Below are 21,702 nucleotides of genomic sequence, written 5' to 3' on the forward strand. Positions count from 1 at the left end.
TTAACGAGAATTGTCCTCACGATCCGCAGTTCCTGAGTTGTCCCTGTGAATCGGCCCCATTTGCGAAACACCCATTCGTCACCGAACGGGTCCGGGAATGCGTCAACGACACCGAACGTCGCAGCAGGTCGCACCGAGGGTCATGTTCCCCGGGCCGGGACAGCCGGTAACGTCAGGGCCGGCGACGGGGGAGGGGGCGGCGTGGCGCGCGGTGGAGTCTTCTGCGTCGAGGGCCAGTGGCACCGCGACCTGAACGAACGCGGCTCCGTCCTGCCCACGCTGGAACTCCTCGAACGGCTGGGAAAGATCCGCTTCATCCACAAGGACGCGGCCACCCGCGACGAGTTGTTCTATTTCCTCGACCGCTGGCTGCTCAAGCAGTACGCCGACTACCGGGTGGGCTTCTTCGCCATGCACGGCGAGCCCAGCCGCCTCTGCCTGACCGACTGGGAATCGGTGGAGATCGCCGAGGTCGCCGAGTTGATGGCCGGCCGGTGCGAGGGCCGGCGGCTCTATTTCGGCAGCTGCTCGGTGCTGCGCGCCTCCGACGCCGTGCTCCGGGACTTCCTCGACGCCACCGGCGCGGCGCTGATCTGCGGTTTCACCCGCGAGGTCGACTGGGTCGAGTCGGCCGCGTTCGAGACCGTGCTGCTCGACGTGCTGGCCAACGGGCAGCGGCACAACGCCGCGGAGCTGCGGATGGGCTCGGCGCACTGGGCGCCGCTGGCGTCGTACCTCGGCTTTCGGGTGATCTACGCCAACGGCCGCGCGTGGCGGCCACCCGCCCGGCCGCGCGTCCCCGCCCAGCCCACCGCCGCCCAGCCCACCGTCGCGCGGCCCGTCGCCCGCCCGCGCTGACCGCGCAGGCGCCGGGCCGCCGTGCCGGACGCGGCGTCTCCTGGTAGAACCGACCGATGGCACGCAGCATCGCGACGAGCACCCGGGTCGACCGGGCCGACCTGATCGAGTTCCTCCGCCCTCGGCACAAGGTGGTGCTGATGACCACCCGCGCCGACGGGCGTCCGCAGTCCTCGCCGGTCTCCGCCGGGGTGGACGGCGAGGGCCGGCTGGTGATCTCCACGTACCCCGAGCGGGCCAAGACGGCCAACATCCGCCGCGACCCCCGGGTCTCGGCCTGTGTGCTCTCCGACGACTGGGACGGTCCCTGGGTCCAGGTGGACGGCACCGCCGAGGTGCTCGACCTGCCGGAGGCGCTGGAACCGCTGGTGGAGTACTTCCGCAGCATCTCCGGCGAGCATCCGGACTGGGACGAGTACCGGGCGGCGATGGTCCGCCAGGGGAAGTCGCTGATCCGGGTCACCATCGACGCCTGGGGTCCGGTGGCCACCGGCGGCTTCCCCGCCCGCCTCGCCGACTGACGGCCCCGCCGGGCCGACCGTGATCCGTCGGCTCAGTACGCGACGGTGAAGCGGGTGTTCCGGTGTTGCGGGTTCTCGATCTCGTCGACGACCGCCACCGCCAGGTCCTCGTACGTCAGCACCGAGCGCCCCTCGTGGTCGGTGACCGGCTCGTCGCCGCCCACGCGGTAGTGCCCGGTCCGCTCGCCGGGATGGAACTCCACCGGCGGCGGGGTGACGTACGTCCAGGGCACCCCGTCGGAGGAGGAGCGGTAGAAGTTGAGGGCGTCGGCCTGGCCCAGCGCCGCGTCGCGGTACTCCTCGGGGAAGTCCGGCTCGTCCAGGAACCGGGTCCCCTTCCGGGTCAGCAGGGTCGCCCCGCCGCCGACGTGGATGATCCGGGGCGCGGCGGGCATGTCGCGCAGCGCCCCGACCAGGGCGCGTGCGGCGTCGAGCCACAGGGTGCGCCCGCCGCCGCCGATGGCGACCACGAGGGCGTCCGCCTCCGGCGCCACCTCCCGTACCCTCAGCTCGCTGGTGGCGTCCCCGGTGACCAGGTGGACCCCGGCCGGCAGGTACGACGTGGCCTCGGGCCGGCGGACCGCCGCGGTCACCCGGTGGCCCCGGTTGAACGCCTCGGTGGTGATCCGCGAACCGGCCGTCCCGCCCGCCCCGAACACGACGATGTTGCTCACGACCCCAGGCTAGGGATCCCGCCCGCCGCTCGCGGCGGGAACGGCGATCCCGCCCTGGTCTACTCCACCAGGGCGGAGTACACCAGCTGGCGCAGCTGCGACCGGATCGGCCAGGTGCTCGACGGCATCAGCTGGGTGAAGAAGAGCGCGGTGATCTCCTCGGCCGGGTCCACCCAGAACGCGGTGCTCGCCACCCCGCCCCAGTAGTACTCGCCGACGCTGCTGGGCACGCGGCTGGGCACCGGGTCGTCCACCACCGCGAAGCCGAGCCCGAACCCGACGCCCTCCAGGGTGGTCTCGGCGAACCCACCGGTGGAGAGGGTGTCCAGGTCCTGCCCGCCGGGCAGGTGGTTGCGGGTCATGAAACGCACCGTGCGCGGCCCGAGCAGGCGTACGCCGTCCCGCTCACCGCCGCGCAGCAGCATCTGGGTGAACCGGTGGTAGTCGCCGGCGCTGGAGACCAGGCCGCCGCCGCCGGAGAGCAGGGTCGGCTTCTCGTACGCCAGGGCGCCCAGCTTGTCGTAGCGCATCGCGCGCCCGGTCCGGGGGTCCGGGGCGTAGAGCGCACCCAGCCGGTCGGCGTCGTCACCCTGCACCCACCAGTGGGTGTCGGTCATGCCCAGCGGGCGGAGGATCCGGTCGGTGAAGAAGGCGTCCAGGCTCTGCCCGGAGACCACCTCGACCAGCCGGCCGAGCACGTCGGTGGCGACCGAGTACCCCCACGCGGTGCCCGGCTGGAAGAGCAGCGGCAGCTCGCCGAAGACCGCGCAGGCGGTGGCCAGGTCGACGTCCGCCGGCGGGTAGAGGTCGTAGCCGGCCGCCCGGTACAGGCCGTCGACCACCGAGGTCTGCATGAAGCCGTAGGTCAGGCCGGCGGTGTGGGTGAGCAGGTGCCACACCCGGATCGGCTCCAGCGCCGGCACGGTGTACGGCTTGAGCGTCGAGCCCTTGGAGTAGACCCGCAGGTCGGCGAACTCCGGCAGCCAACGGCTGATCGGGTCGGTCAGCTCGAACCGACCCTCCTCCCAGAGCATCATCGCGGCGACCGACGTGACCGGCTTGGTCATCGAGTAGATCCGCCAGAGCGTGTCCGCCTCGACCGGCCGGTCCTGCTCGGCGTCGCGCCGCCCGTACGTCGAGGAGTGCGCGATCTCGCCCCGTCGGGTGACCACCACCTGGAAGCCGGGGAGCCGGCCGTCGTCGACGTACCGGCCGAAGTGCTCGTCGATCCGCGCGAGCCGCGCGGGGTCGAAGCCGATCCGGTCCGGGTCGATGGTGCGTGCCACGCTCACATCCGCGAACCTACCGGCCGGTACGCCGGTACGGGAAGGGCGGTTGTCACAGTCGGCACCTAGCCTGGACCGATGCCGGAGCCGACCGAGGACACCACCTTCCGCCACGAGGACTGGTACGCCGAGGAACTGGTCGACCGGCACTTCGTCGACTGCGAGTTCTTCGGGGTGGACCTCACCGAGGCGGTCACCCGGGGCGCGACCTTCACCGGGTGCACCTTCGGCACCGTCCGGTTCAACGCCTCCCGCCACGTCGACTCGGCCTTCACGCGGTGCGTGTTCCGGCGCTGCAACTTCTTCGAGGCGGAGTTCACCGGCTGCAAGCTGGTGGGCAGCACCTTCGACCAGTGCGACCTGCGTCCGCTGACCGTCGAGGGTGGCGACTGGTCGTTCGTGGCGTTGCCGGGGGCCGACCTGCGCGGGGTCCGCCTCACCGGCGTCCGGATGCGCGAAGTGGACCTGACCGGGGCGAACCTGACCGGCGCCACGGTCACCGGTGTGGACCTGTCCGCCGCACAGTTGCACCGGGCGAAGCTCGGCGGCGCCGACCTGCGCGGCAGTGATCTGACCGCGCTCGACCCGACGACGGTGGAGCGAACGGGTGCCCTCATCGACGCCGAGCAGGCGGTGCTGATCGCCCAGGCGCTCGGCTTCCGGCTCGGGTGAGCCGCCTCTCTGGGTCGGTCACGAATCGGTTGGTAACGAACGAGACACGCCGGACGCTACCCGTCTGGCGGGAAAGGTCTTTCCGTGCCAACGTGAAACCCCTCACAACGGACGTCAAGGTCGCGTTCGGACAGTCGGCGGGGAGAGTGGAGAGTCGGTGGCGGATGACGACGTCACGCGTGCCAGCATCGGCGGGGCGCACCGGCAGCGGCCGGTGGCCGCTGCGTCGAGCCCCCCGTACGGCGCCGATCCCGCGCGCCCGATCCCGAGCCGCAGCGACCTGCGGCGGTCCGCCCGCGCCCGCCAGCGCCGGCGCTGGGCGATCCACGGACTGATCGCGGTCGTCTGCGCGGCGGCCCTGGTCGCGTACGTCAATTCCGAGTTCGGGCCGGGCCCGGACGACGGAGCCGCCGGCCGGGATGGTGTCCCCGCCGGTGTCAACCGGCCCAGCGGTCTTCCCGGCGCCGACGGCCGTGACCCGGGCACCGCTCCGGTCTCTCCCGGCCTGCGTCCCCGGCAACGCCCGCCGAGCCCCACGCCCGCGCCGCCGACGCCGTCGCAGTCGGCGTCCCCGGCCGCACCGCCGGTGCTCTCCGTGGCCCGCAGCGACGTGCCGGACGAGGTCGACCTGTCCGCGGTGGGCTCCCGGGACTGGGTCCACTGGGGCCTGAAGGGCCCCGACTCCCCGGTCCGCATGCGCGGCGGCTCGGGCGAGATCCGGGACGAGGGTGGCACCGGGGAGCGCGACGACTGGGACGTCAACCAGGAGACGTTCCGGTGGCGTGGCGGCACTCCCGTCGAATCGTCCGACGGCACACCGGTCGGCGTCTACACCTGCGGCGCCGGCAGCGGTTTCACGCTGGCCGTGACAGGCGACGGCGACCTGCGCACGGTCCACCTCTACGCCGGGATCTGGATGGCGAAGGGCCGCCTCGACGCCCGCCTCTCCACCGGCGGCCCCACCCGCACCGTGCGGATCGAGGACCCGCACACCAGCCAGTCCGCCGACTTCACCATCCGGTTCCAGGTCCCGCCCGGTGCCCGGCTGGTGCTCACGTGGACGGCCGAGGAGGTCTTCACCGAGGACTGCGGCGGCGTCGGCATCCAGGCCCTCGCGCTGAGCTGACGCCGGCGGCGGCCGTCGTTTCCGGCGGCGACCCGGCGCGGCCGGAGTAGCGTGGTGCCGACGTGACAGGTGAGATCCGGGAGGACCCGTGACGGCGAGCGAGCAGGTGGTGGACAGCCCGCAGGGCTGGGTGGCCGACCACATTCGACGGTACGTCGAGACCGACGGCGCGGAGGGACACGAGTGGCGGCCGGGCGTCTTCACGCTCCTGCTGACGACCCGGGGCCGGCGCAGCGGCGCCCTGCGGCGCACCGCACTCATCTACGGCCGTGACGGTGACGCCTACCTGGTGGTCGCCTCCCAGGGCGGCGACCCGAAGCACCCCGCCTGGTACCTGAACCTCGTCGACGAGCCGCAGGTCGAGGTGCAGGTGGGCGCGGAGCGTTTCACCGCGCGGGCGCGTACCGCCACCGCCGAGGAGAAGCCGCGGATGTGGGCCGAGATGACCGGCATCTGGCCGGCGTACGACGACTACCAGGCGAAGACCGACCGGGAGATCCCGGTGGTGGTGCTGGAACGCGTCTGAGACGACGACACCCACGGCGGCCGGCCACGCGTGACCGCGTGGCCGGCCGTCGGTGCCTCAGCAGGCGACGGGCTTCACCCAGGAGCACTCCCGGTCCTCCGGGGCAGCAGGTGCCTCGGCCACCCTCGGGGGCGCGACCCGCGCGGCGCTCACGCTCGTGCCGGTGTACGCGGCCAGGGTCACCGCGATCTGGTCCTCCAGCCCCCGTACCGACGAGGCGAGGTGGTTGTTGAGCATGATCGAGAACGCCAGCAGTCGCCCGTCGGCGTCGGTCACGTACCCGGAGAGGGCGGAAACCCCGGTCAGGCTGCCGGTCTTGGCGTGCACGTTCCCCTCCGCCGGGGTGCCCCGCATGCGGCTGCGCAGCGTCCCGCCCTCCAGGCGGTCCGGGTCCCCGGCGATCGGCAGGGCCGCGTACCAGGTGTCGAACCACGGCTCGGCCCGGACCGCGGTGAGCAGGTCCACGACCTCACCGGCCGGTACCAGGTTGCGGCGGGACAGGCCGGAGCCGTCGCGCTGGCGGAAGGTGGCCGGGTCCATGCCGGCGCCGGTCAGGTAGCCGGTGATCGCCGCGATCCCGGCCGGCCAGGTGCCGGAGCCGGCCAGCACGCGTCCGGTCTCCTTGGTCAGCACCTCGGCGTGCCCGTTGTTGGAGAGCTTGAGGAACGGCACCATCAGCTCGGCGAGGGTCATCGAGTCGTGGCGGGCCACCTCGGACGCCCCGGCGGGCGTGGGCCGACCGAGGACCGTACGCCCCAGCACCCGGACGCCGTGGCGGCGCAGGGCCGAGCGGAAGACGTCGGCCGCGTACCCGGTGGGTTCCCAGACCGTGACCCAGTCGCTGGCCGGTGCGTCCCCGACGGCGATCTGGCCGGTGACCACGACGGTGTTGCCGCCGTGCGCGCGCTCGATGGAGATCGTGGTCTCCCCGTCGGCCACCGTGACGGCGCGGTTGTCGATGCGGACGTACCCGGTGGCCGGGGTGGTGGTGACCACCGGCGGCGCGCCGGGGGTGGCGGCGGGCGCCGCGCCGACGATGACGGTGCCGGCGTCGTAGTCGGTGTCCGGCGCGACGGTCAGCGCGGAGACCTGTGCCGCGTAGTAATAGGGTTCGTCGTCCCAGGTCCAGTCCGGACCGAGTCGGGTGTCGTCGTAGCGGGTGTCGTCGGCGACCAGGTCGCCGGTGACGACCCGGACGCCCCGTGCGGCCACCTGGGCGGCGAGCGCGTCGTAGTCCGCGGCGAGCATGGTCGGGTCACCGCCGCCGCGCAGGTGGAGGTCGCCGGCGACGACACCGGCCCGACGGGTGCCGCTGGTGTGCACGTCGGTGCGGAAGCGGTGCCCGGGGCCGAGCAGCTCCAGCGCGGCGGCCGAGGTCAGCAGCTTGGTGTTGGAGGCCGGGATGAGGCGGCGGTCACCGTTGCGGTCGTAGAGCGTCGCGCCGCTGGCGACGTCCCTGACCACCACGGAGGCCTGCGCCCCTGCCAGGCGGGAATCGGCGAGGATCGCGTCGATGGTGGCGTTCAGCCGGGTCACCGCGGGGGTCGGCGACTCGGCGGTGGCGGTGGGCGCGCCGGCGGTGGCCGCGACCGCGACCAGCGCCGCGAGCGCGAGCGTCCGGGGGAAGAGACGACGATGCATGCGCTGATGCTGCCACGGAGGTAATCTGCCGGGAAGGGCCGACGACCGGAAGAATCTTTCACGTCCGTGCTCGTTACCACACCGGACGGACGTCCGGTGGCGAAACGAGACTGTCTCCTCCGATCGGTACCGGGACCTGCCCGTAGTCACCTCTCTCTATTTGACGGATGCTCCGGCAGCGGGCAACGTAGGCCGTGACGGGCCCTTCGTCGGCCCCTTCCTGCGGCGGCGGTGCCCGCTCGCCCCTCCCATCGCCTCCCACGTGCACTCGTCGGCGGGCCGGTCCCGGTCCGCGTCGTGAACCCGAGAATCCACGAGGAGTTCCGCATGCTCACCATGACCGACAACGCCGTGCTGGTCATCCGCGACCTCGCCAACCAGCAGGACGTCGCCACCGACGGCGGGGTACGCATCGCCGCCGACGCCGAAGCCGGCTCGCTCACCGTCGAGCTGGTGCCCGAGCCGGTGGAGGGCGACCACGTGGTCGACAACCAGGGCGCCCGGATCTTCCTCGACTCCGACGCCGCCGAGCTGCTCGGGGACGCCTCGGTGGACGCGACCGTCGACGACGAGGGCGTGGTGCAGTTCGGCTTCACCGAGAAGCAGTGACACCGGTTCAGCCCGCCCGGCGGGCCGTACCGCCCCGGTGCGGCCGGCCGGCACGGCCCGCCGCCTGATCGTCCCGCCACGCTTTCGGTTCCGAGTCCGGAGCCGCGCCCCCGAGGGTGCTGACCACGTGTGCGAGGTGGTGCGACGTGCTCCACGCGACCCAGTTGGCGGGCGAGCCGGCACCGGCCGACCGCCGGGCCCGCCGGAGGAGTTCGTGGTCGCCCCAGGAGTAGGCCGCACCGGCCGCCGGCCAGTGGGGCGCGGACACCAGCGTGCGGCACAGGTCGGCGAACCGGTCGTCACCCCGGCCGCCCCGACGGGACCAGCGGTACACCCACCAGGCCCCGTCGGCGGTGTAGCAGATCGTGGGCAGCCGGTCGTTCGGCTGGTCGTCGCCGCGCAGGGCCGGACCGACGCCGTAGTCGCCGTAGCCGACACCCAGACCGGCCAGCTCCCGCCAGAGCAGCCAGTCCCAGCGGTCCAGGCGTACCGGCTCGTCGGTGGGGAGGCGGGACAGGTTGGTGGGCATCCCGCCCGCCGCCACGCTGACCGAGCGCCACGCGTGCCGGCGGGCCCAGTCCAGCAACCGCCGTACCCGGGGGCCGGTGGTGCGCACGTCGGCCGGGCAGCACACGTCACCGGCGTCGACCAGCAGGTCGCACTGCTCGGGCAGAAGTCGGGTGAGCCGCCAGATGCGCTCGGCCGCGGTCGTGGCGGCGTCCGGACCGGACCGGTCGGCCGCGAGTCGCAGCCGGACCACCGCCCGGTGGGCGTGGGCGCGGGCCGCCGCACCGTGCAGCACCAGCCGCCGTGCGCTGTCGGTGAGACCGATGACCGGCACCAGCGGTACGCCCCAGCGGCCCAGCTCCGTCTCCGGGCCGTCGGGCAGCGCGGTGACGTCGACCGCCGGCACCAGATTGCCGGGCAGGCGTCCGAGGACGTCCAGGGTGTGCGAGTCCAGGACGGACAGCTCGATGACCGGGTCGACCAACGGCGCGAGTGAGCCGTCGAGGTGGCTGAGCGCCTCCAACTCGCCGCGCCGGTTGGCGAGAATGGGGCGGTAGACCGGTTCCGCCACCCGGCCCCCGTGGGCGGGCACCATACCTCAGCCTAGCGACGTATGGGTGTCCGTCGTGCGTGACGCTGTCACTATCCTTGATCGGACAGTTCACCGGGTCGCCCGGGCCCGGAGACGAGCGCACGGCGCCGCCCGACCGGTGGGTCGGAACGTCGCCGCGCTCTGGCCGTCTCCCACCACCGCAGCCGTACGGCGGTACGCCGGCAGGGACCTGGCTCGACCGGGTCGTTGCCCCGTCACATGGTCGATCCCCGTTCACGGGGGCGCCAAACCCCGTCGAGGTGGGGAATTCCACCATCCGCGAGTCCCGGCGTGGCGACGGGTGACAACGGGTAAGCAAGCGGCATGGAGCATTACACGATCGCGACCGTCGCCGAGAAGAGCCCGGACTTCCGCCGTGTGCTGTGGACGGGCCAGAACACCCAGCTGGTGATCATGACAATCCCGCCGGGTGGCGAGATCGGCGAGGAGGTCCACGAGGACATCGACCAGATCCTCACCTTCGTCAGCGGCACCGGGGAGGCCCGGGTCGCGGGGGAGAAGCGTGAGGTCGTCCAGGGTGACCTGGTGGTGGTACCCGCCGGAACGAAGCACAACTTCGTCAACACCGGCCCGAACCCCCTGGTCCTCTACACCGTCTACGGCCCGCCGGAGCACGCCGACCAGGTGGTGCACCGCACCAAGGAGGAGGCGGACGCGGCCGAGGCCGCCGGCGAGGACGAGCCGCCCACCTCCTGACGGGCTCGCTGCCGACACCGGCCGAAGGCGCGGCGGCCCGGAGTCGCCGCGCCTGAGCCGACCGGATCCGGGTATCCGCGACGCGTGGACGAGCCGGCGATCTCCGACTACGGATTCCTCTCCGACTGCCGATCGGGAGCGCTGGTCGGCCGGGACGGTTCGATCGACTGGTGGTGCCCGGACCGCTTCGACGCGCCCTCGGTGTTCGCGCGTCTCCTCGACCCCGGTGCCGGCCATTGGCGGCTGGCACCGGTCGGGACCGGCCTGTCCGGACACCGGGTCGAACGGTCGTACCTGCCGGACACGCTGGTGCTACGCACCGTGCACCACACCCCGGAGGGCAGCGTCGCGGTGACCGACGCGCTCGCCGCCGAGATCGGCGCGCGCGGCCACGAGCTCGGCATGAACTCTCCGGCGGTGCTGCTGCGCCGCGTCGAGGGGCTGACCGGGCGGGTCCGGATGGCGTTGGACCTCGCGCCCCGGCCCGACCACGGCCTGATCACGCCGTACCTGCACGACCAGCCGGACGGCTCGGTGCTGTTCGCCGCCGGAGCGGTACTGCTGCAACTGTGGGCCGACGGTGTGCCGTTGCGGGCCGGCCCGGACCGGGTCGAGGCGGAGTTCGACGTCGCCGCCGGGGACGCCGTCGGCTTCAGCGCCGCGTACGGGCGGACGTACGGCGACCGGCCGGTGCGGCTGGACCCGGCCACCGGGCTCACCGAGACGGTGCAGGCGTGGCAGGCGTACCGGGAGACCCACCGGTACGACGGGCGCTACACCGACGTCGTCCGGCGCAGCGCGGTGGTGCTGACCGGACTCACGTACACCCGCAGCGGCGCGGTGGCCGCGGCGCTGACCACCTCGTTGCCCGAGCGGGCCGGCGGGGACCGCAACTACGACTACCGCTACTCCTGGCTGCGGGACTTCGCGATGACCCTGCAGGCGTTCTGGGTGGCCGCCTGCCCCTCCGAGGCGTCCCGCCTGTTCGCCTGGGCGGCACGGTCCATCGGCCAGGTCGGTGGCGACCCCGTTCCGGTGCTGTTCGGGTTGGAGGGCGAGCGGGACGTCTCCGAGCACGAGTGCTCGCACCTGCGGGGGTACGCCGACAGCCGCCCGGTCCGCGTCGGCAACGACGCCTGGCGGCAACGACAGCTGGACGTACCGGGCGAGGTCCTCTCGGCGGTCTGGCGGCTGCACGACTACCTGGGCGACACCCTCGACGAGGAACTGCGCGACATGGTGGTCGGTCTCGCCGAGCAGGTCGCCGGCACCTGGCACCTGCCCGACCGGGGAATGTGGGAGACCCGGGACGCCGAGCGGCACTACCTGTCGTCGAAGGTGCTCTGCTGGGTGGCGCTGGACCGCGCGGTACGCCTCGCGCCGCAGCTCGCCGGTCGGGGCGAGCCACACCGCTGGGCGGCGATCCGTGACGAGATCCGGACGACCGTGCTGCGCGAGGGCTGGAACGAGCGGGTCGGTGCCTTCACTGGGGCGTTCGGGTCACCCGACCTGGACGCATCGGCGCTCTTCCTGCCGATCGTGCACTTCCTGCCCGCCACCGACCCCCGGATGCGGGCCACCATCGCGCTCGTCGAGCGGGAACTGGGCGACGACAACGGGCTGGTGCGCCGCTGGAACACCGACCCGGCGGGCTTCCTGCTCTGCTCGTTCTGGCTGGTGGAGTGCCTGGTGATGGCGGGCGAGCGGAAGCGGGCCGAGGCGCTCTTCGAACGGGTCACCGGGTACGCCAACGACGTCGGCCTGTTCAGCGAACAGATCGACCTGCGCACCGGCGCCCAGCTCGGCAACACGCCGCAGGCCCTGTCCCACATCGGCCTGATCAACGCCGCCTGGCGTCTGACCGACCCGACGACGGAGTGACCGGTCAGGCCGGCAGCACCGGTACGCCGGTGACGTCGACCGTCTCCGGATACTTCACGCCGGCACCGGTGTTGATCACCACCACCCGTTCGCCGGCCCGGATCCAGCCACCGGCCCGCAGGTGACGGGCGGCGGTCAGACAGGCCGCGCCCTCCGGGCAGAGCAGCAGTCCCTCCCGGGCGGCGAAGGCGCGCAGGTCGGCGAGGATCTCCGCGTCGTCCACGGCGAGTGCGGTGCCGGCGGTGGCCCGCAGCGCGGCCAGGATCAGCTCGTCGCCGAGCGGGGCCGGCACGGTGATGCCGAAGGCCACGGTGTTCGCGTCCGCCCAGGGCTCGGCCCGAGGCTCCCCGGCGGCGAAGGCGCGGACGATCGGCGCGCACCCGGTGGACTGCACCGCCACCAGCCGGGGCAGCCGATCGGAGATCCAGCCCAGTTCCTGCAGCTCCTGGAGTGCCTTGTGGATGCCGATCAGGCCCACCCCGCCGCCGGTCGGGTATATGAGCACGTCGGGCACCTGCCAGCCGAGCTGTTCGACGATCTCGTACCCCATCGTCTTCTTGCCCTCCAGCCGGTAGGGCTCGCGCAGCGTGCCGGCGTCGAAGACCTTCCCGCCGGACTCGGCGACCAGCTGCTGCACATGCCGGCCCGCGTCGCTGATCAGCCCGTCGACCAGGCGCAGGTCCGCGCCCGCGGCCACGCACTCGCGCCGGCAGATCGTCGGCGCGTCGAGCGGCATGACCACTGTCGCGCCGATCCCGGCCCGCGCCGCGTACGTGGCCCACGCCGCACCCGCGTTGCCGTTGGTCGGCATGGCGATCCGCTCGACGCCGAGCTCCCGGGCCCGGCTGACCCCGACGGCCGCGCCGCGCGCCTTGAACGACCCGGTCGGGGTGAGCCCCTCGTCCTTGACGATCAGGTCCGGGATGCCGATCTCCGCCCCGTACGCGGGCGCGCGCAGCATCGGGGTCCAGCCCTCGCCGAGCGTGGCCACCTGGCCCGGGTCGGCCACCGGCAGCAGTTCCCGGTAGCGCCACAGGTCGGCCGGGCGCAGCGGGAACCGCTCCGGGGTGACCACGCCCGCCACCGCGTCCAGGTCGTACCGGGCCAGCAGCGGGGAACCGCACGTGCAGAGGTTCTGCGGTCGTCCGGCGTCGTGCTTCCGGGCGCAGCGCGGGCATTCCAGGTGGGTCAGGTACACGGTGCTCCTCGCCGTCCTCGGGTCGCGTCCGTCAGCTCCCGTCGACGCTGAGCCAGCGCCGGCTGCGCCGGCCCGGCTCGTAGACCGAGTCCAGCCGCTTCGCCACGACGCCGGGCAGCCCCTGCTCCCGTGCGGTTCGCAGGGCCTCGGCGCCGGTGCCGGAGAACCACGGCGGAGTCTGCCAGTGTGATCCGGCCAGCGCCAGACCGTCGAGCAGCTCCCGGCGTTGCGCGTACGGCAGGTCGACGCTGGTCACGCCCTCCAGCCAGAGCAGGTCGACGAGCAGGAACTGGGCGTCGGCGGTGGCCCGTCCGCCCCGCGCCGGCCGCACCCGCCCGGACCGCTCGATGCGGACCAGGACGCCGTCGAGCACCGCTTCCGTCGGGGCCATCGCCTCGGCCATGTCACGCAGCCACGGGTACGTCCCGGTGATGTCCTCGTCGGTCTCCGACAGCAGCCGCAGCCGCCCGCCCGAGACGTACGCGATCGCGCGGACGCCGTCCCAGCGCAGCTCGTACCCCCACTGGTCCTGGTCCTTGGGCAGCCTCGCGGCGGGCGTCGGGTGCATCGGCTGGACCCGCTCCGGCATGGCGGTCCACCCCTCCGGCGGCGGGTCGGTGCGCCGGACCATCCAGTCCCGGCCGTCCCGGCCGCCGGTGGCGAAGAGGACGTACCGCCCGGACGTCCGCTCGCCGTCCAGGACGACGATCACCTCGTCGTCGCGCCACTTCTCCGACCGGTAGGTGCCCCGGTCGTGGATGACCATGGTTCCCCCGCCGTACTCCCCGGCGGGGATCTCCCCGTGGAAGTCGAGGTACTCCATCGGGTGGTCCTCGGTGTGGACCGCGAGGTGGTTGCGGCCGGTGTCGCGGGGCAGGCCGCGCGGCACCGCCCAGGAGGCCAGCACGCCGTCGTGCTCCAGCCGGAGGTCCCAGTGCAGGCTCCGGGCGTGGTGCTGCTGGATGACGAAGCGGCCGCCGTCCGCGCCGCCGGGCTGCGGGGTGCGTTCCGGCACCGGTTCGGGCGTACGCGCGGCGTCCCGTCTCCGCCGGTACTCCTCCAGCCGGTCAGCCATCCCCGCATTCTCCGGTGTGTCGACGGGGATCACGGGTAGAACCGTCGTCATGGATTACGGAGACCAGCCCACCGTCGCGCTCCCCGGCGACGTATGGATGCCCCTGCTCGGCTTCGGCACCTGGCAGGTCACCGGCCAGGCCGGGTACGACGCCGTGCTGGCCGCCCTCGACGCCGGTTACCGGCACGTCGACACCGCCACGATGTACGGCAACGAGGAGGAGGTGGGCCGCGCGCTCACCGAGAGCGGGCTGCGCCGGGAGGACGTCTTCATCACCACGAAGCTGCCCCCGGACCGGGTCGGGCGCGAGCGGGAGACGATCGAGGCGAGCCTGCGGGCGCTCGGTGTCGACCGCGTCGACCTGTGGCTGGTGCACTGGCCACCGTCGAACCGGGCCGACATCATCCCGGTCTGGCGGGAGATGCTCGCCGCTCGGGACGAGGGCCTGACGCGGGCGGTGGGGGTGAGCAACTACAGCACCGCCCTGATCGACGAGATGATCCAGGCCACCGAGGAGAGCCCGGCGGTCAACCAGATCCGTTGGAGCCCCTCGCTGTACGACCGGCAGCGGCACCGGGAGCACCGGGACCGGGGCATCGTGCTGGAGGGTTACAGCCCGTTCAAGACCAGCGACCTGTCCGACCCGGTGCTGACCCGGATTGCCGCCGCGCACGGCGTGTCGCCGGCCCAGGTGGTGCTGCGCTGGCATGTCGACCACGAGATCGTCGTGATCCCGAAGAGTGTCACGCCGGAGCGCATCCGGGTGAACGCCGACATCTTCCAGTTCTCGCTCACCGCGGAGGAGATGCGGGACATCGACGCCCTCGGCAGCGCCTGACGCCTCAGCCGGAGGGCCCGTCGGCCGCCCGTTCGTGCACCCAGGGGAGCAGCGGGTACCGCCGTCCCTTGTCCTCGACGACCGTCGGCGCGGCGTCGTCCGGCCGGTAGCCGGCCGCGCGGGCGACGCCGGTGCTGCCGGCGTTGTCCGCCTCGATCCAGAGGTGCAGGCGCGGCCGGTCGAGCGCCTCGTGGGCGTACACGGTGAGCAGCCGCACGGCCCGGGCCGCGAGCCCTCTGCGCCGGTACGCCGGGCCGACGGCGTAGCCGATGGAGTCGTCCCGGAAGTTCAGCATGACCTCGCCGCGGGGCAGGTCGTCCTCGGCGGCGGTGATCGCCAGGCAGAGTCGGTCGCCCGCCTCCTGCGCGCGGCGGAGCGTCTCCAGGTGGGTCCGTGCGGCCCGCGCGTCGAACGTCGCGGTGACGGGGGTCCGGAAGGCGATCTCCGGATCGTCGAAGAGGCGGACCATCTGCGGCAGGTCGTCCTCGGTCCACGGTCGTAGGACGACGATGTTGTCCGTCAGCCGCACGTCCTGAGCGTTCATCCGCCCGCGCCTCCCGCCCGCGCCTGCCCGTCGGCTCCGCCCGCCCGGCGGAGCAGTCGAGTGTCCGGGACCACGCCGTGGAGAAGCAACCCGTCCCGCCGCAGCGGCGGGCGGCCGGTGCCGGTGCACATTTCAGGGTTCACCGTCTGTCACCTCCCCGCCGGCCGCCAGGGTTCCCGCGCCCTCCCTTTGCTCTGCACCCCGGGACGCACCGGTTGCGCAGGGTAGCTGCCGGGCGGATCGGGCTTCACTCGAAGCTCCTGCTCAGGCCGCTGGTGCGTCACGGGGTGCAGAGCAAAGGGGAACGGGGAGGGGGCTGACCGGCGAGGGAAAGCAACGCTGTGTGACATCGATACGACGTCACGCCACGTATGCGAGAGATGTGGCGGTGGAAATCTTCAGATCGCCCGATCGGGCCGAAGACTATCGACATTGACGAACGTAACAATGTAGCGTCACGGCCATCTATCGATCCTCGTCGTTGTTGGAGGACCGCCATGGCCAGTGCCCGTCCCGTCCGTCTGCGCCGTCGAGGTCTGCTCGGCGTACCGGCCCTGGTGGCCGCCGCGCTCACCGTCGTCGCCCGGCCCACCCCGGCGACTGCCGCACCGAAGGCCGAATGTCTCGCCGACCTGCTCGGGGAGTCCTGATGGCCACCATTCCCTGGCTGGTCGACGTGCTGCGGGGGGCGGGCGTCCAGGTCGTCGTCGAGGGTGACTGGCTCAACCGGATGCGCCCCGGCGACTTCAACCCGATCGGCGTCCTCTGGCACCACACGGCCGCGACCTCCAGCGCCACCAACCCGCACCCGGCGCTGAACATCTGCATCAACGGGCGGTCGGACCTGCCCGGCCCGCTCTGCCAGGCGCTGGTCGACTACCACGGTGTCTTCCACGTCATCTCCGCCGGCCGGTGCAACCACGCCGGGGCCAGCGGCGGCAGCGGGCCCATCCCGGCCGGTGACGGCAACACCCTCATGATCGGCTGGGAGATCGACTACAACGGGGTCAACCAGGAGATGACGGCGGCGCAGTACACCGCCTCCATCGCCGCCACGGCCGCCGTGCTCACCCGGCTGGGCCGGGACGCCAGTCACGCCCGGGGTCACCGGGAGACGAGCACTAGCGGAAAGATCGACCCGTCCTTCATCGACCTCAACGTCATGCGGGCCGACGTGGCCGCGAAGATGGCCGGTGGCGGAACCGCCTGGACCTCGGTGGTGGACAACACGACGGCCGGCCGGTTCACCGCCAGCGCCAACTGGGGCGTCTCGTCGTACTCCGGCCAGCGCTACGGCGGCGACTACCGGTACGCCGACCCGGTCGCCGCCAGCGACGCCGCCTGGTACCGGTTCAACGTCCCGGCGACCGCGAGCTACCGGGTCGAGGCGTGGTGGCCGGCGAACGCCGGCTACAACGGCTCGACGCCCTACATCGTGGCGACGACGACCGGCAACCGCACGGTGTACGTCGACCAGCGGGCGAACGGCGGGCAGTGGCGCAACCTCGGCACGTTCACGCTTCCGGCCGGTGACGCCAACCGGGTGGGCGTCAGCCGGTGGAGCTCCGCCGCCGGCCTGGTGGTCGCCGACGCCGTACGACTGACGCGGGTGTGACGGGGTGCGGCGGTGACCACCGCCGCACCCCTTCGTCAGCTCACCTAGGACCGTGCGCAGGCCACCCCGTTGAGGGTGAAGCTGGTCGGCGAGGAGTACGCCCCGCTCAGCGTCCCCTGGTAGCCGAAGCTGGCCGTGCCCCCCGGCGCGAGGGTGCCGTTCCAGCTGACGTTCCGCGCGGTGACCGCGGACCCGCTCTGGTTCACCGTGGCGTTCCAGCTGCTGGTGATCTGCTGCCCGGCCGGCAGGGAGTACGCCAGCGTCCAGCCGTTGATCGTGCTCGACCCGGTGTTGGTGATCTGCACGTCGGCGGTGAACCCGTTGTTCCACGCGTTCGGCGTGTACTTCACCGCGCACCCGGTGCCGCCCGGCGGGGGCGTGGTCGGCGGCGCGGTGGTGGGCGGGGCCGTGGTGGGCGGCGGAGTGGTGGGGTTGCCGCCGCCGTTCACCGCGGCCGAAAAGCTGGTGACCGCCAGGCCGACGCCGCCCTGCCAGGGCTCGAAGCCCGCCTGGATGCTGGTGAGGTACCAGGAGCTGGTGATCGCACCCCGGTTGCGCACGTCGTTGATGAAGTCGAGCACGCTGAAGGACAGGCTGCTGATCGGTGACGGCGCCACGTACGAGATGACGTTGTTGGAGCCGTTGCTGCCCCGCCACACCTCCCAGGTCCGCCCGGCCAGGGTGGTGGTGCCCACCGGCGAGCCGATGGGCTGGATGGAGCCCTGCCGGTTCAGCCAGATCATGATCTCCATCTGGTTCACGCCGTCCCGCTTGGGCGACGGGTCCAGCCAGATGTCGTACGAGGCGTTGTAGGTGGCGCCGCTGACGTAGCGGTAGCTGATGCTGCTGGTGGCGCTGCTGATCTGGCTCACCTGGATCGGCAGGTTCGTGCCGGGGGAGCAGTTGGTGTAGTGGCACCCGAGGAAGACCGACGGGTACGCCGTCGGGGCGCCGTTGGTGGGGTTGCTGCCGTTCTGGGTGGTGATCTCGAAGCCGGTGCTGGTGACGTTGATGCACTGCTGGGCGGTGGTGCCCCAGCGGTTGTTCTGCACCACGTACCGGTTCTGGATGACCGTGGAGCCGTACTGGTCGCAGATCTGGGTGTCGGCCGACGCGGTGCCCCCGAGGGCGACCGCGACGATCGAGCCGGCGGCCAGCAGGCCGGCAGCGGCGATGGCGCGGAGTGGACGTCTCATGATGCTCCTCGAACGACGACGGAGGTGGGGGGCGCGGCGCGGGGTGACGGGACGGGAGCGCTCCCACATTCTCCGAACACATTCACATGTTTGAAATCCTTGTGCAAACCAAGCGGCCAAGTTGTTTCGGGATGTGGACACGTCGCGCTCCGTCGACCGGGCGTGAACTGCTGGGACGTGCGTCCGACGCGAGTCGCCGAGGGACCGTGCGCGATGACCGATCGACCCTGGTGTGCGTCGATTGCCGCGAGTAGTGTCTTGCCTCCAACGCGTGCCGAACCCCCCTCCGGAGGCGTACACCACCATGGGTGGCTCCCCCCTGCGCATCCTCGTCGTCGGCGCGGGCATAGCCGGCCTCGCCGTGGCCCGGGCGCTGCGGATGGCGGGCTTTCGGCCCGACGTCACCGAGAGGCTGCCACCCGGCGAGCTGTCCGAGACCGGTCTCTACCTGCCCGGCAACGCCGCCCGCGCACTGCGCAGGCTGGACCTCGACGGGCCGGTGCGCCCGCTCGGGGAGGTCATCCACCGCCAGCGCTTCCTCGACTCGACCGGCGCACCGCTGTGCGAGGTCGACCTCGACGCCCTGTGGGCCGGTGTGGGGGAGTGCCGCGCCCTCCTGCGCGGCGAACTACACCGGGTCCTGCTCACCGGGGCGGGCGGCGCCGTCCGGCACGGCGCCGAGGTCCGCACCGTCGACCCGCTGCCCGGGGCCGTCGGCGTCACGTTCCTCGACGGCACCGCCACGGAGTACGACCTGGTCGTCGGCGCGGACGGACCCCGTTCCTCGGTCCGTGGCCTGGCCGCCCTCGGCGGTCCGCCCCGCCCCACCGGGCAGATCGTCTACCGCAGCGTCGTCCGTGACGGCCCCCGCGTCGCCGACTGGACGGCCCTGCTCGGGCAGCGCGCCGGTTTCCTCGTCGTGCCGATCGGAGCCGGGCGGCTGCACTGCTACGCCGACGAGACCGGCACCGACCCACCCGCCGACCCCGTCGCCCGGCTGCGCGAACTGTTCGGCGACTACGGCGGGCCGGTGCCGGAAGTGCTGGACGCACTCGACGAGGTGCACGTCGGCGTCACCGACGAGGTCGAACTGGGGCGCTGGCACCGGGGGAGGGTCCTGCTCGTCGGCGACGCCGCGCACGCCACCGCCCCGACGCTCTCGCAGGGTGCCGCCATGGCGCTGGAGGACGCCGTCGTGCTCGCCGAGTCACTGCAGAACGCCGGCAGCGTCGAGGCGGCGCTGACGGCGTACGAGAGTCGTCGTCGCCCGCGTACGCGATGGGTGCGGGACCGGACCCGGGACCGCAACCGGACCCGCGACGTGCCGCCACCGCTGCGCGACCCGCTGCTGCGCGGACACGGCGGCCGGATCTTCGGCGACCACTACCGGCTGCTGCTCGGCCCGCTCTGAGCCGGAGCCGACGCGGGTGCGGTGACGTCGGACCGCCGGTACGCCGGGACCACCCCGACCGGGGCGACGGTCGGCGAGTGGCGCAGGTTACCCGGCCACCCCACGCGGCGGGGCCACCTGCCGGGGACTATCCTCCTTGCGGATGACGGCTCGCCGAAAAACCAGCGCGCGCCAAGCGGGACAACCCAGAACCGGAGGCCACTCGTGACCACCGTCGCACCCAAGCCGGTCGTGACCCGGCCCTGGCCGGTCCGAGCGCCGGTCAAGGGGTCGGCCCTCGCGCGGCTGCTGCGGACCACGGACGCGAAGCAGATCGGGATCATGTACATGGTCACCGCGTTCGCGTTCTTCATGATCGGTGGCCTCATGGCGCTGATCATGCGGGCCGAGCTGGCCCGCCCCGGGCTGCAGTTCCTGTCGCCCGAGCAGTACAACCAGCTGTTCACCATGCACGGCACGATCATGCTGCTGTTCTTCGCGACGCCGATCGTGTTCGCCTTCGGCAACTACATCGTGCCGCTCCAGATCGGCGCGCCGGACGTCTCCTTCCCCCGGCTGAACAGCTTCGCCTACTGGCTGTACCTGTTCGGCGGCACGATGGCGACGCTCGGCTTCATCACCCCCGGTGGCGCCGCCGACTTCGGCTGGTTCGCCTACACGCCGCTGAGCAGCGTGGAGCACTCCCCGGGCGTCGGCGCGAACATGTGGGTGGTGGGCCTGGCGATCTCCGGCCTCGGCACCATCCTGGGCGCGGTCAACATGATCACCACGATCCTGACCCTCCGCGCGCCGGGCATGACGATGTTCCGGATGCCCATCTTCACCTGGAACCTGCTGGTCACCAGCCTCCTGGCGATCCTGGTCTTCCCGCTGCTGGCCGCCGCGCTCTTCGCGCTCGCCGCGGACCGCATCCTCGGCGCCCACGTGTACGACCCGGCGACCGGCGGCCCGATGCTGTGGCAGCACCTCTTCTGGTTCTTCGGGCACCCCGAGGTCTACATCGTCGCGCTGCCGTTCTTCGGCATCGTGTCCGAGATCATCCCGGTCTTCTCCCGCAAGCCGATCTTCGGCTACAAGGGCCTGGTCGCCGCCACGGTCGCCATCGCCGCCCTGTCGATGAGCGTCTGGGCGCACCACATGTTCTCCACCGGCCAGGTGCTGCTGCCGTTCTTCAGCTTCCTGAGCTTCCTGATCGCCGTGCCCACCGGTATGAAGTTCTTCAACTGGATCGGCACCATGTGGCGGGGCCAGCTCAGCTTCGAGTCGCCGATGCTCTTCTCGATCGGCTTCCTGGTGACGTTCCTCTTCGGTGGTCTGACCGGCGTGCTGCTGGCCAGCCCTCCGCTGGACTTCCACGTCTCCGACTCGTACTTCGTGGTGGCCCACTTCCACTACGTGCTCTTCGGCACGATCGTGTTCGCGGTGTTCGCCGGCATCTACTTCTGGTTCCCGAAGATGTTCGGCCGGATGCTCGACGAGCGCCTCGGCAAGGTGCACTTCTGGCTCACCATGATCGGCTTCCACACCACCTTCCTGGTGCAGCACTGGCTGGGCAACGAGGGCATGCCGCGTCGGTACGCCGACTACCTGCCCACCGACGGCTTCACCACGCTGAACATGATCTCCACGATCGGCGCGTTCATCACCGGTATCTCGACGCTGCCGTTCCTCTACAACTGCTGGAAGTCGTACAAGACCGGCCCGGTCGTCGAGGTCGAGGACCCCTGGGGCCACGGCAACTCGCTGGAGTGGGCGACCAGTTGCCCGCCCCCGCTGCGGAACTTCGACCGGATGCCGCGGATCCGCTCCGAGCGGCCGGCGTTCGACTACAAGTTCCCCGAGCTGGCCGCCGGCGGCCAGTCGGTCGCCGGTCCGCCGGAGGGTGGCGCCAAGCCGCTGACCAGCGAGTCCGACGGTGGCGCGAGCTACCAGGAGGACACCGCCAGCGACGCCGACCGCCGCTGACACTCCCGCACCACGTACGACGGGCGCCGCTCCCCCTCGGGGACGGCGCCCGTCGCCGTTGCCGAGGGTGTAAGGAAGGGCCCCTTCTTAACGCCTGGAGTTGTACAAGGGCCCCTTCTTAACGCCGCATGGGTGGGGGTGAGCGCCGCGCCGAGGGCGGCCGGTACCGCCCTTGGTCGGCGTGGGTGGCGTCGTGGCTGTGCCGTCCCGACTCGTGGCCGGTGGCCTTGACGCTCGAATGTGAGTGACA

Annotated in this window: 21 protein-coding genes; 13 read left to right on the top strand and 8 right to left on the bottom strand. The window is 72.2% G+C overall.

Going from position 1 to position 21,702, the window contains the following annotated elements:
- Positions 1-201: 201 nt before the first annotated feature.
- Positions 202-858 carry a DUF6642 family protein gene (locus ACTMSW_RS02560; protein ID WP_441178780.1) on the top strand — a complete coding sequence of 219 codons (657 nt, stop codon included), beginning with the start codon at positions 202-204 and terminating at the stop codon, positions 856-858.
- Positions 859-914: 56 nt separating this feature from the next.
- Positions 915-1,379 carry a PPOX class F420-dependent oxidoreductase gene (locus ACTMSW_RS02565; RefSeq protein ID WP_441178781.1) on the top strand — a complete coding sequence of 155 codons (465 nt, stop codon included), beginning with the start codon at positions 915-917 and terminating at the stop codon, positions 1,377-1,379.
- 32 nt (positions 1,380-1,411) lie between these two features.
- Here the strand turns inward: ACTMSW_RS02565 and ACTMSW_RS02570 are convergent, their stop codons facing one another.
- Complete coding sequence (locus ACTMSW_RS02570; RefSeq protein WP_441178782.1) at positions 1,412-2,053, bottom strand: NAD(P)-dependent oxidoreductase; 642 nt, start codon at positions 2,051-2,053, stop codon at positions 1,412-1,414.
- Positions 2,054-2,112: 59 nt separating this feature from the next.
- On the bottom strand, positions 2,113-3,345 hold the full coding sequence (locus ACTMSW_RS02575) for a serine hydrolase domain-containing protein (RefSeq protein ID WP_441178783.1): 1,233 nt from the start codon (positions 3,343-3,345) through the stop codon (positions 2,113-2,115).
- Positions 3,346-3,417: 72 nt separating this feature from the next.
- Here ACTMSW_RS02575 and ACTMSW_RS02580 point away from each other — a divergent pair, with 72 nt between their 5' ends.
- From ACTMSW_RS02580 to ACTMSW_RS02590, 3 genes are all read left to right on the top strand, one after another.
- Complete coding sequence (locus ACTMSW_RS02580) at positions 3,418-4,011, top strand: pentapeptide repeat-containing protein (protein ID WP_441178784.1); 594 nt, start codon at positions 3,418-3,420, stop codon at positions 4,009-4,011.
- 157 nt (positions 4,012-4,168) lie between these two features.
- Positions 4,169-5,137, top strand: coding sequence for a hypothetical protein (locus tag ACTMSW_RS02585; RefSeq protein WP_441178785.1), 969 nt, complete (start codon positions 4,169-4,171; stop codon positions 5,135-5,137).
- 88 nt (positions 5,138-5,225) lie between these two features.
- Complete coding sequence (locus ACTMSW_RS02590; protein WP_441178786.1) at positions 5,226-5,663, top strand: nitroreductase family deazaflavin-dependent oxidoreductase; 438 nt, start codon at positions 5,226-5,228, stop codon at positions 5,661-5,663.
- Positions 5,664-5,720: 57 nt separating this feature from the next.
- On the opposite strand, the gene dacB is transcribed toward ACTMSW_RS02590, so the two are convergent.
- Complete coding sequence (gene dacB / locus ACTMSW_RS02595; protein WP_441178787.1) at positions 5,721-7,304, bottom strand: D-alanyl-D-alanine carboxypeptidase/D-alanyl-D-alanine endopeptidase; 1,584 nt, start codon at positions 7,302-7,304, stop codon at positions 5,721-5,723.
- 327 nt (positions 7,305-7,631) lie between these two features.
- Here dacB and ACTMSW_RS02600 point away from each other — a divergent pair, with 327 nt between their 5' ends.
- Positions 7,632-7,913: an adhesin gene (locus ACTMSW_RS02600; RefSeq protein ID WP_441178788.1), complete on the top strand. Its 282-nt coding sequence runs from the start codon at positions 7,632-7,634 to the stop codon at positions 7,911-7,913.
- A 7-nt stretch (positions 7,914-7,920) separates the two neighbouring features.
- Here the strand turns inward: ACTMSW_RS02600 and ACTMSW_RS02605 are convergent, their stop codons facing one another.
- Positions 7,921-9,015 carry a beta family protein gene (locus ACTMSW_RS02605; protein ID WP_441178789.1) on the bottom strand — a complete coding sequence of 365 codons (1,095 nt, stop codon included), beginning with the start codon at positions 9,013-9,015 and terminating at the stop codon, positions 7,921-7,923.
- A 321-nt stretch (positions 9,016-9,336) separates the two neighbouring features.
- Here ACTMSW_RS02605 and ACTMSW_RS02610 point away from each other — a divergent pair, with 321 nt between their 5' ends.
- A complete protein-coding gene (locus ACTMSW_RS02610) occupies positions 9,337-9,729 on the top strand; it encodes a cupin domain-containing protein (RefSeq protein WP_441178790.1) in 393 nt (130 codons plus the stop codon).
- Between the two features lie 84 nt (positions 9,730-9,813).
- Complete coding sequence (locus ACTMSW_RS02615; protein WP_441178791.1) at positions 9,814-11,610, top strand: glycoside hydrolase family 15 protein; 1,797 nt, start codon at positions 9,814-9,816, stop codon at positions 11,608-11,610.
- A gap of 4 nt (positions 11,611-11,614) precedes the next feature.
- On the opposite strand, the gene ACTMSW_RS02620 is transcribed toward ACTMSW_RS02615, so the two are convergent.
- Together ACTMSW_RS02620 and ACTMSW_RS02625 are read right to left on the bottom strand one after the other, a co-directional pair.
- The gene (locus tag ACTMSW_RS02620) at positions 11,615-12,808 is read right to left on the bottom strand and encodes a threonine synthase (RefSeq protein WP_441178792.1); all 1,194 of its coding nucleotides are present in this window, start codon (positions 12,806-12,808) and stop codon (positions 11,615-11,617) included.
- A gap of 31 nt (positions 12,809-12,839) precedes the next feature.
- Positions 12,840-13,883: a DNA polymerase ligase N-terminal domain-containing protein gene (locus ACTMSW_RS02625; RefSeq protein WP_441178793.1), complete on the bottom strand. Its 1,044-nt coding sequence runs from the start codon at positions 13,881-13,883 to the stop codon at positions 12,840-12,842.
- A 49-nt stretch (positions 13,884-13,932) separates the two neighbouring features.
- Here ACTMSW_RS02625 and ACTMSW_RS02630 point away from each other — a divergent pair, with 49 nt between their 5' ends.
- Complete coding sequence (locus ACTMSW_RS02630; protein ID WP_441178794.1) at positions 13,933-14,721, top strand: aldo/keto reductase; 789 nt, start codon at positions 13,933-13,935, stop codon at positions 14,719-14,721.
- Positions 14,722-14,725: 4 nt separating this feature from the next.
- On the opposite strand, the gene ACTMSW_RS02635 is transcribed toward ACTMSW_RS02630, so the two are convergent.
- Complete coding sequence (locus tag ACTMSW_RS02635) at positions 14,726-15,265, bottom strand: GNAT family N-acetyltransferase (RefSeq protein WP_441178795.1); 540 nt, start codon at positions 15,263-15,265, stop codon at positions 14,726-14,728.
- A 497-nt stretch (positions 15,266-15,762) separates the two neighbouring features.
- On the opposite strand from ACTMSW_RS02635, the gene ACTMSW_RS02640 reads away from it, so the two are divergent.
- Together ACTMSW_RS02640 and ACTMSW_RS02645 are read left to right on the top strand one after the other, a co-directional pair.
- Positions 15,763-15,915: a hypothetical protein gene (locus ACTMSW_RS02640; RefSeq protein WP_441178796.1), complete on the top strand. Its 153-nt coding sequence runs from the start codon at positions 15,763-15,765 to the stop codon at positions 15,913-15,915.
- A complete protein-coding gene (locus ACTMSW_RS02645) occupies positions 15,915-16,880 on the top strand; it encodes a golvesin C-terminal-like domain-containing protein (protein ID WP_441178797.1) in 966 nt (321 codons plus the stop codon). The genes ACTMSW_RS02640 and ACTMSW_RS02645 overlap by 1 nt, the downstream gene beginning before the upstream one ends.
- A gap of 44 nt (positions 16,881-16,924) precedes the next feature.
- Here ACTMSW_RS02645 and ACTMSW_RS02650 read toward each other — a convergent pair whose 3' ends face one another.
- Positions 16,925-18,076 carry a GH12 family glycosyl hydrolase domain-containing protein gene (locus ACTMSW_RS02650; protein ID WP_441178798.1) on the bottom strand — a complete coding sequence of 384 codons (1,152 nt, stop codon included), beginning with the start codon at positions 18,074-18,076 and terminating at the stop codon, positions 16,925-16,927.
- A 304-nt stretch (positions 18,077-18,380) separates the two neighbouring features.
- Between ACTMSW_RS02650 and ACTMSW_RS02655 the strand changes: the two genes are divergently transcribed.
- Together ACTMSW_RS02655 and ctaD are read left to right on the top strand one after the other, a co-directional pair.
- The gene (locus ACTMSW_RS02655; protein ID WP_441179046.1) at positions 18,381-19,487 is read left to right on the top strand and encodes an FAD-dependent monooxygenase; all 1,107 of its coding nucleotides are present in this window, start codon (positions 18,381-18,383) and stop codon (positions 19,485-19,487) included.
- Positions 19,488-19,691: 204 nt separating this feature from the next.
- The gene (gene ctaD / locus ACTMSW_RS02660; protein ID WP_441178799.1) at positions 19,692-21,452 is read left to right on the top strand and encodes an aa3-type cytochrome oxidase subunit I; all 1,761 of its coding nucleotides are present in this window, start codon (positions 19,692-19,694) and stop codon (positions 21,450-21,452) included.
- The last annotated feature ends 250 nt before the right edge of the window (positions 21,453-21,702 follow it).

The organism is Micromonospora sp. BQ11 (assembly GCF_052068135.1).
GTDB lineage: Bacteria > Actinomycetota > Actinomycetes > Mycobacteriales > Micromonosporaceae > Micromonospora.

Bases quoted from the DNA above. Each gene is read 5' to 3' on its own strand.
- ACTMSW_RS02565 (WP_441178781.1), top strand. From the start codon at position 915: ATGGCACGCAGCATCGCGACGAGCACCCGGGTCGACCGGGCCGACCTG.
- ACTMSW_RS02580 (WP_441178784.1), top strand. From the start codon at position 3,418: ATGCCGGAGCCGACCGAGGACACCACCTTCCGCCACGAGGACTGGTAC.
- dacB (WP_441178787.1), bottom strand. From the start codon at position 7,304: ATGCATCGTCGTCTCTTCCCCCGGACGCTCGCGCTCGCGGCGCTGGTC.
- ACTMSW_RS02600 (WP_441178788.1), top strand. From the start codon at position 7,632: ATGCTCACCATGACCGACAACGCCGTGCTGGTCATCCGCGACCTCGCC.
- ACTMSW_RS02605 (WP_441178789.1), bottom strand. From the start codon at position 9,015: ATGGTGCCCGCCCACGGGGGCCGGGTGGCGGAACCGGTCTACCGCCCC.
- ACTMSW_RS02610 (WP_441178790.1), top strand. From the start codon at position 9,337: ATGGAGCATTACACGATCGCGACCGTCGCCGAGAAGAGCCCGGACTTC.
- ACTMSW_RS02625 (WP_441178793.1), bottom strand. From the start codon at position 13,883: ATGGCTGACCGGCTGGAGGAGTACCGGCGGAGACGGGACGCCGCGCGT.
- ACTMSW_RS02630 (WP_441178794.1), top strand. From the start codon at position 13,933: ATGGATTACGGAGACCAGCCCACCGTCGCGCTCCCCGGCGACGTATGG.
- ACTMSW_RS02635 (WP_441178795.1), bottom strand. From the start codon at position 15,265: ATGAACGCTCAGGACGTGCGGCTGACGGACAACATCGTCGTCCTACGA.
- ACTMSW_RS02640 (WP_441178796.1), top strand. From the start codon at position 15,763: ATGGCCAGTGCCCGTCCCGTCCGTCTGCGCCGTCGAGGTCTGCTCGGC.
- ACTMSW_RS02645 (WP_441178797.1), top strand. From the start codon at position 15,915: ATGGCCACCATTCCCTGGCTGGTCGACGTGCTGCGGGGGGCGGGCGTC.
- ACTMSW_RS02650 (WP_441178798.1), bottom strand. From the start codon at position 18,076: ATGAGACGTCCACTCCGCGCCATCGCCGCTGCCGGCCTGCTGGCCGCC.
- ACTMSW_RS02655 (WP_441179046.1), top strand. From the start codon at position 18,381: ATGGGTGGCTCCCCCCTGCGCATCCTCGTCGTCGGCGCGGGCATAGCC.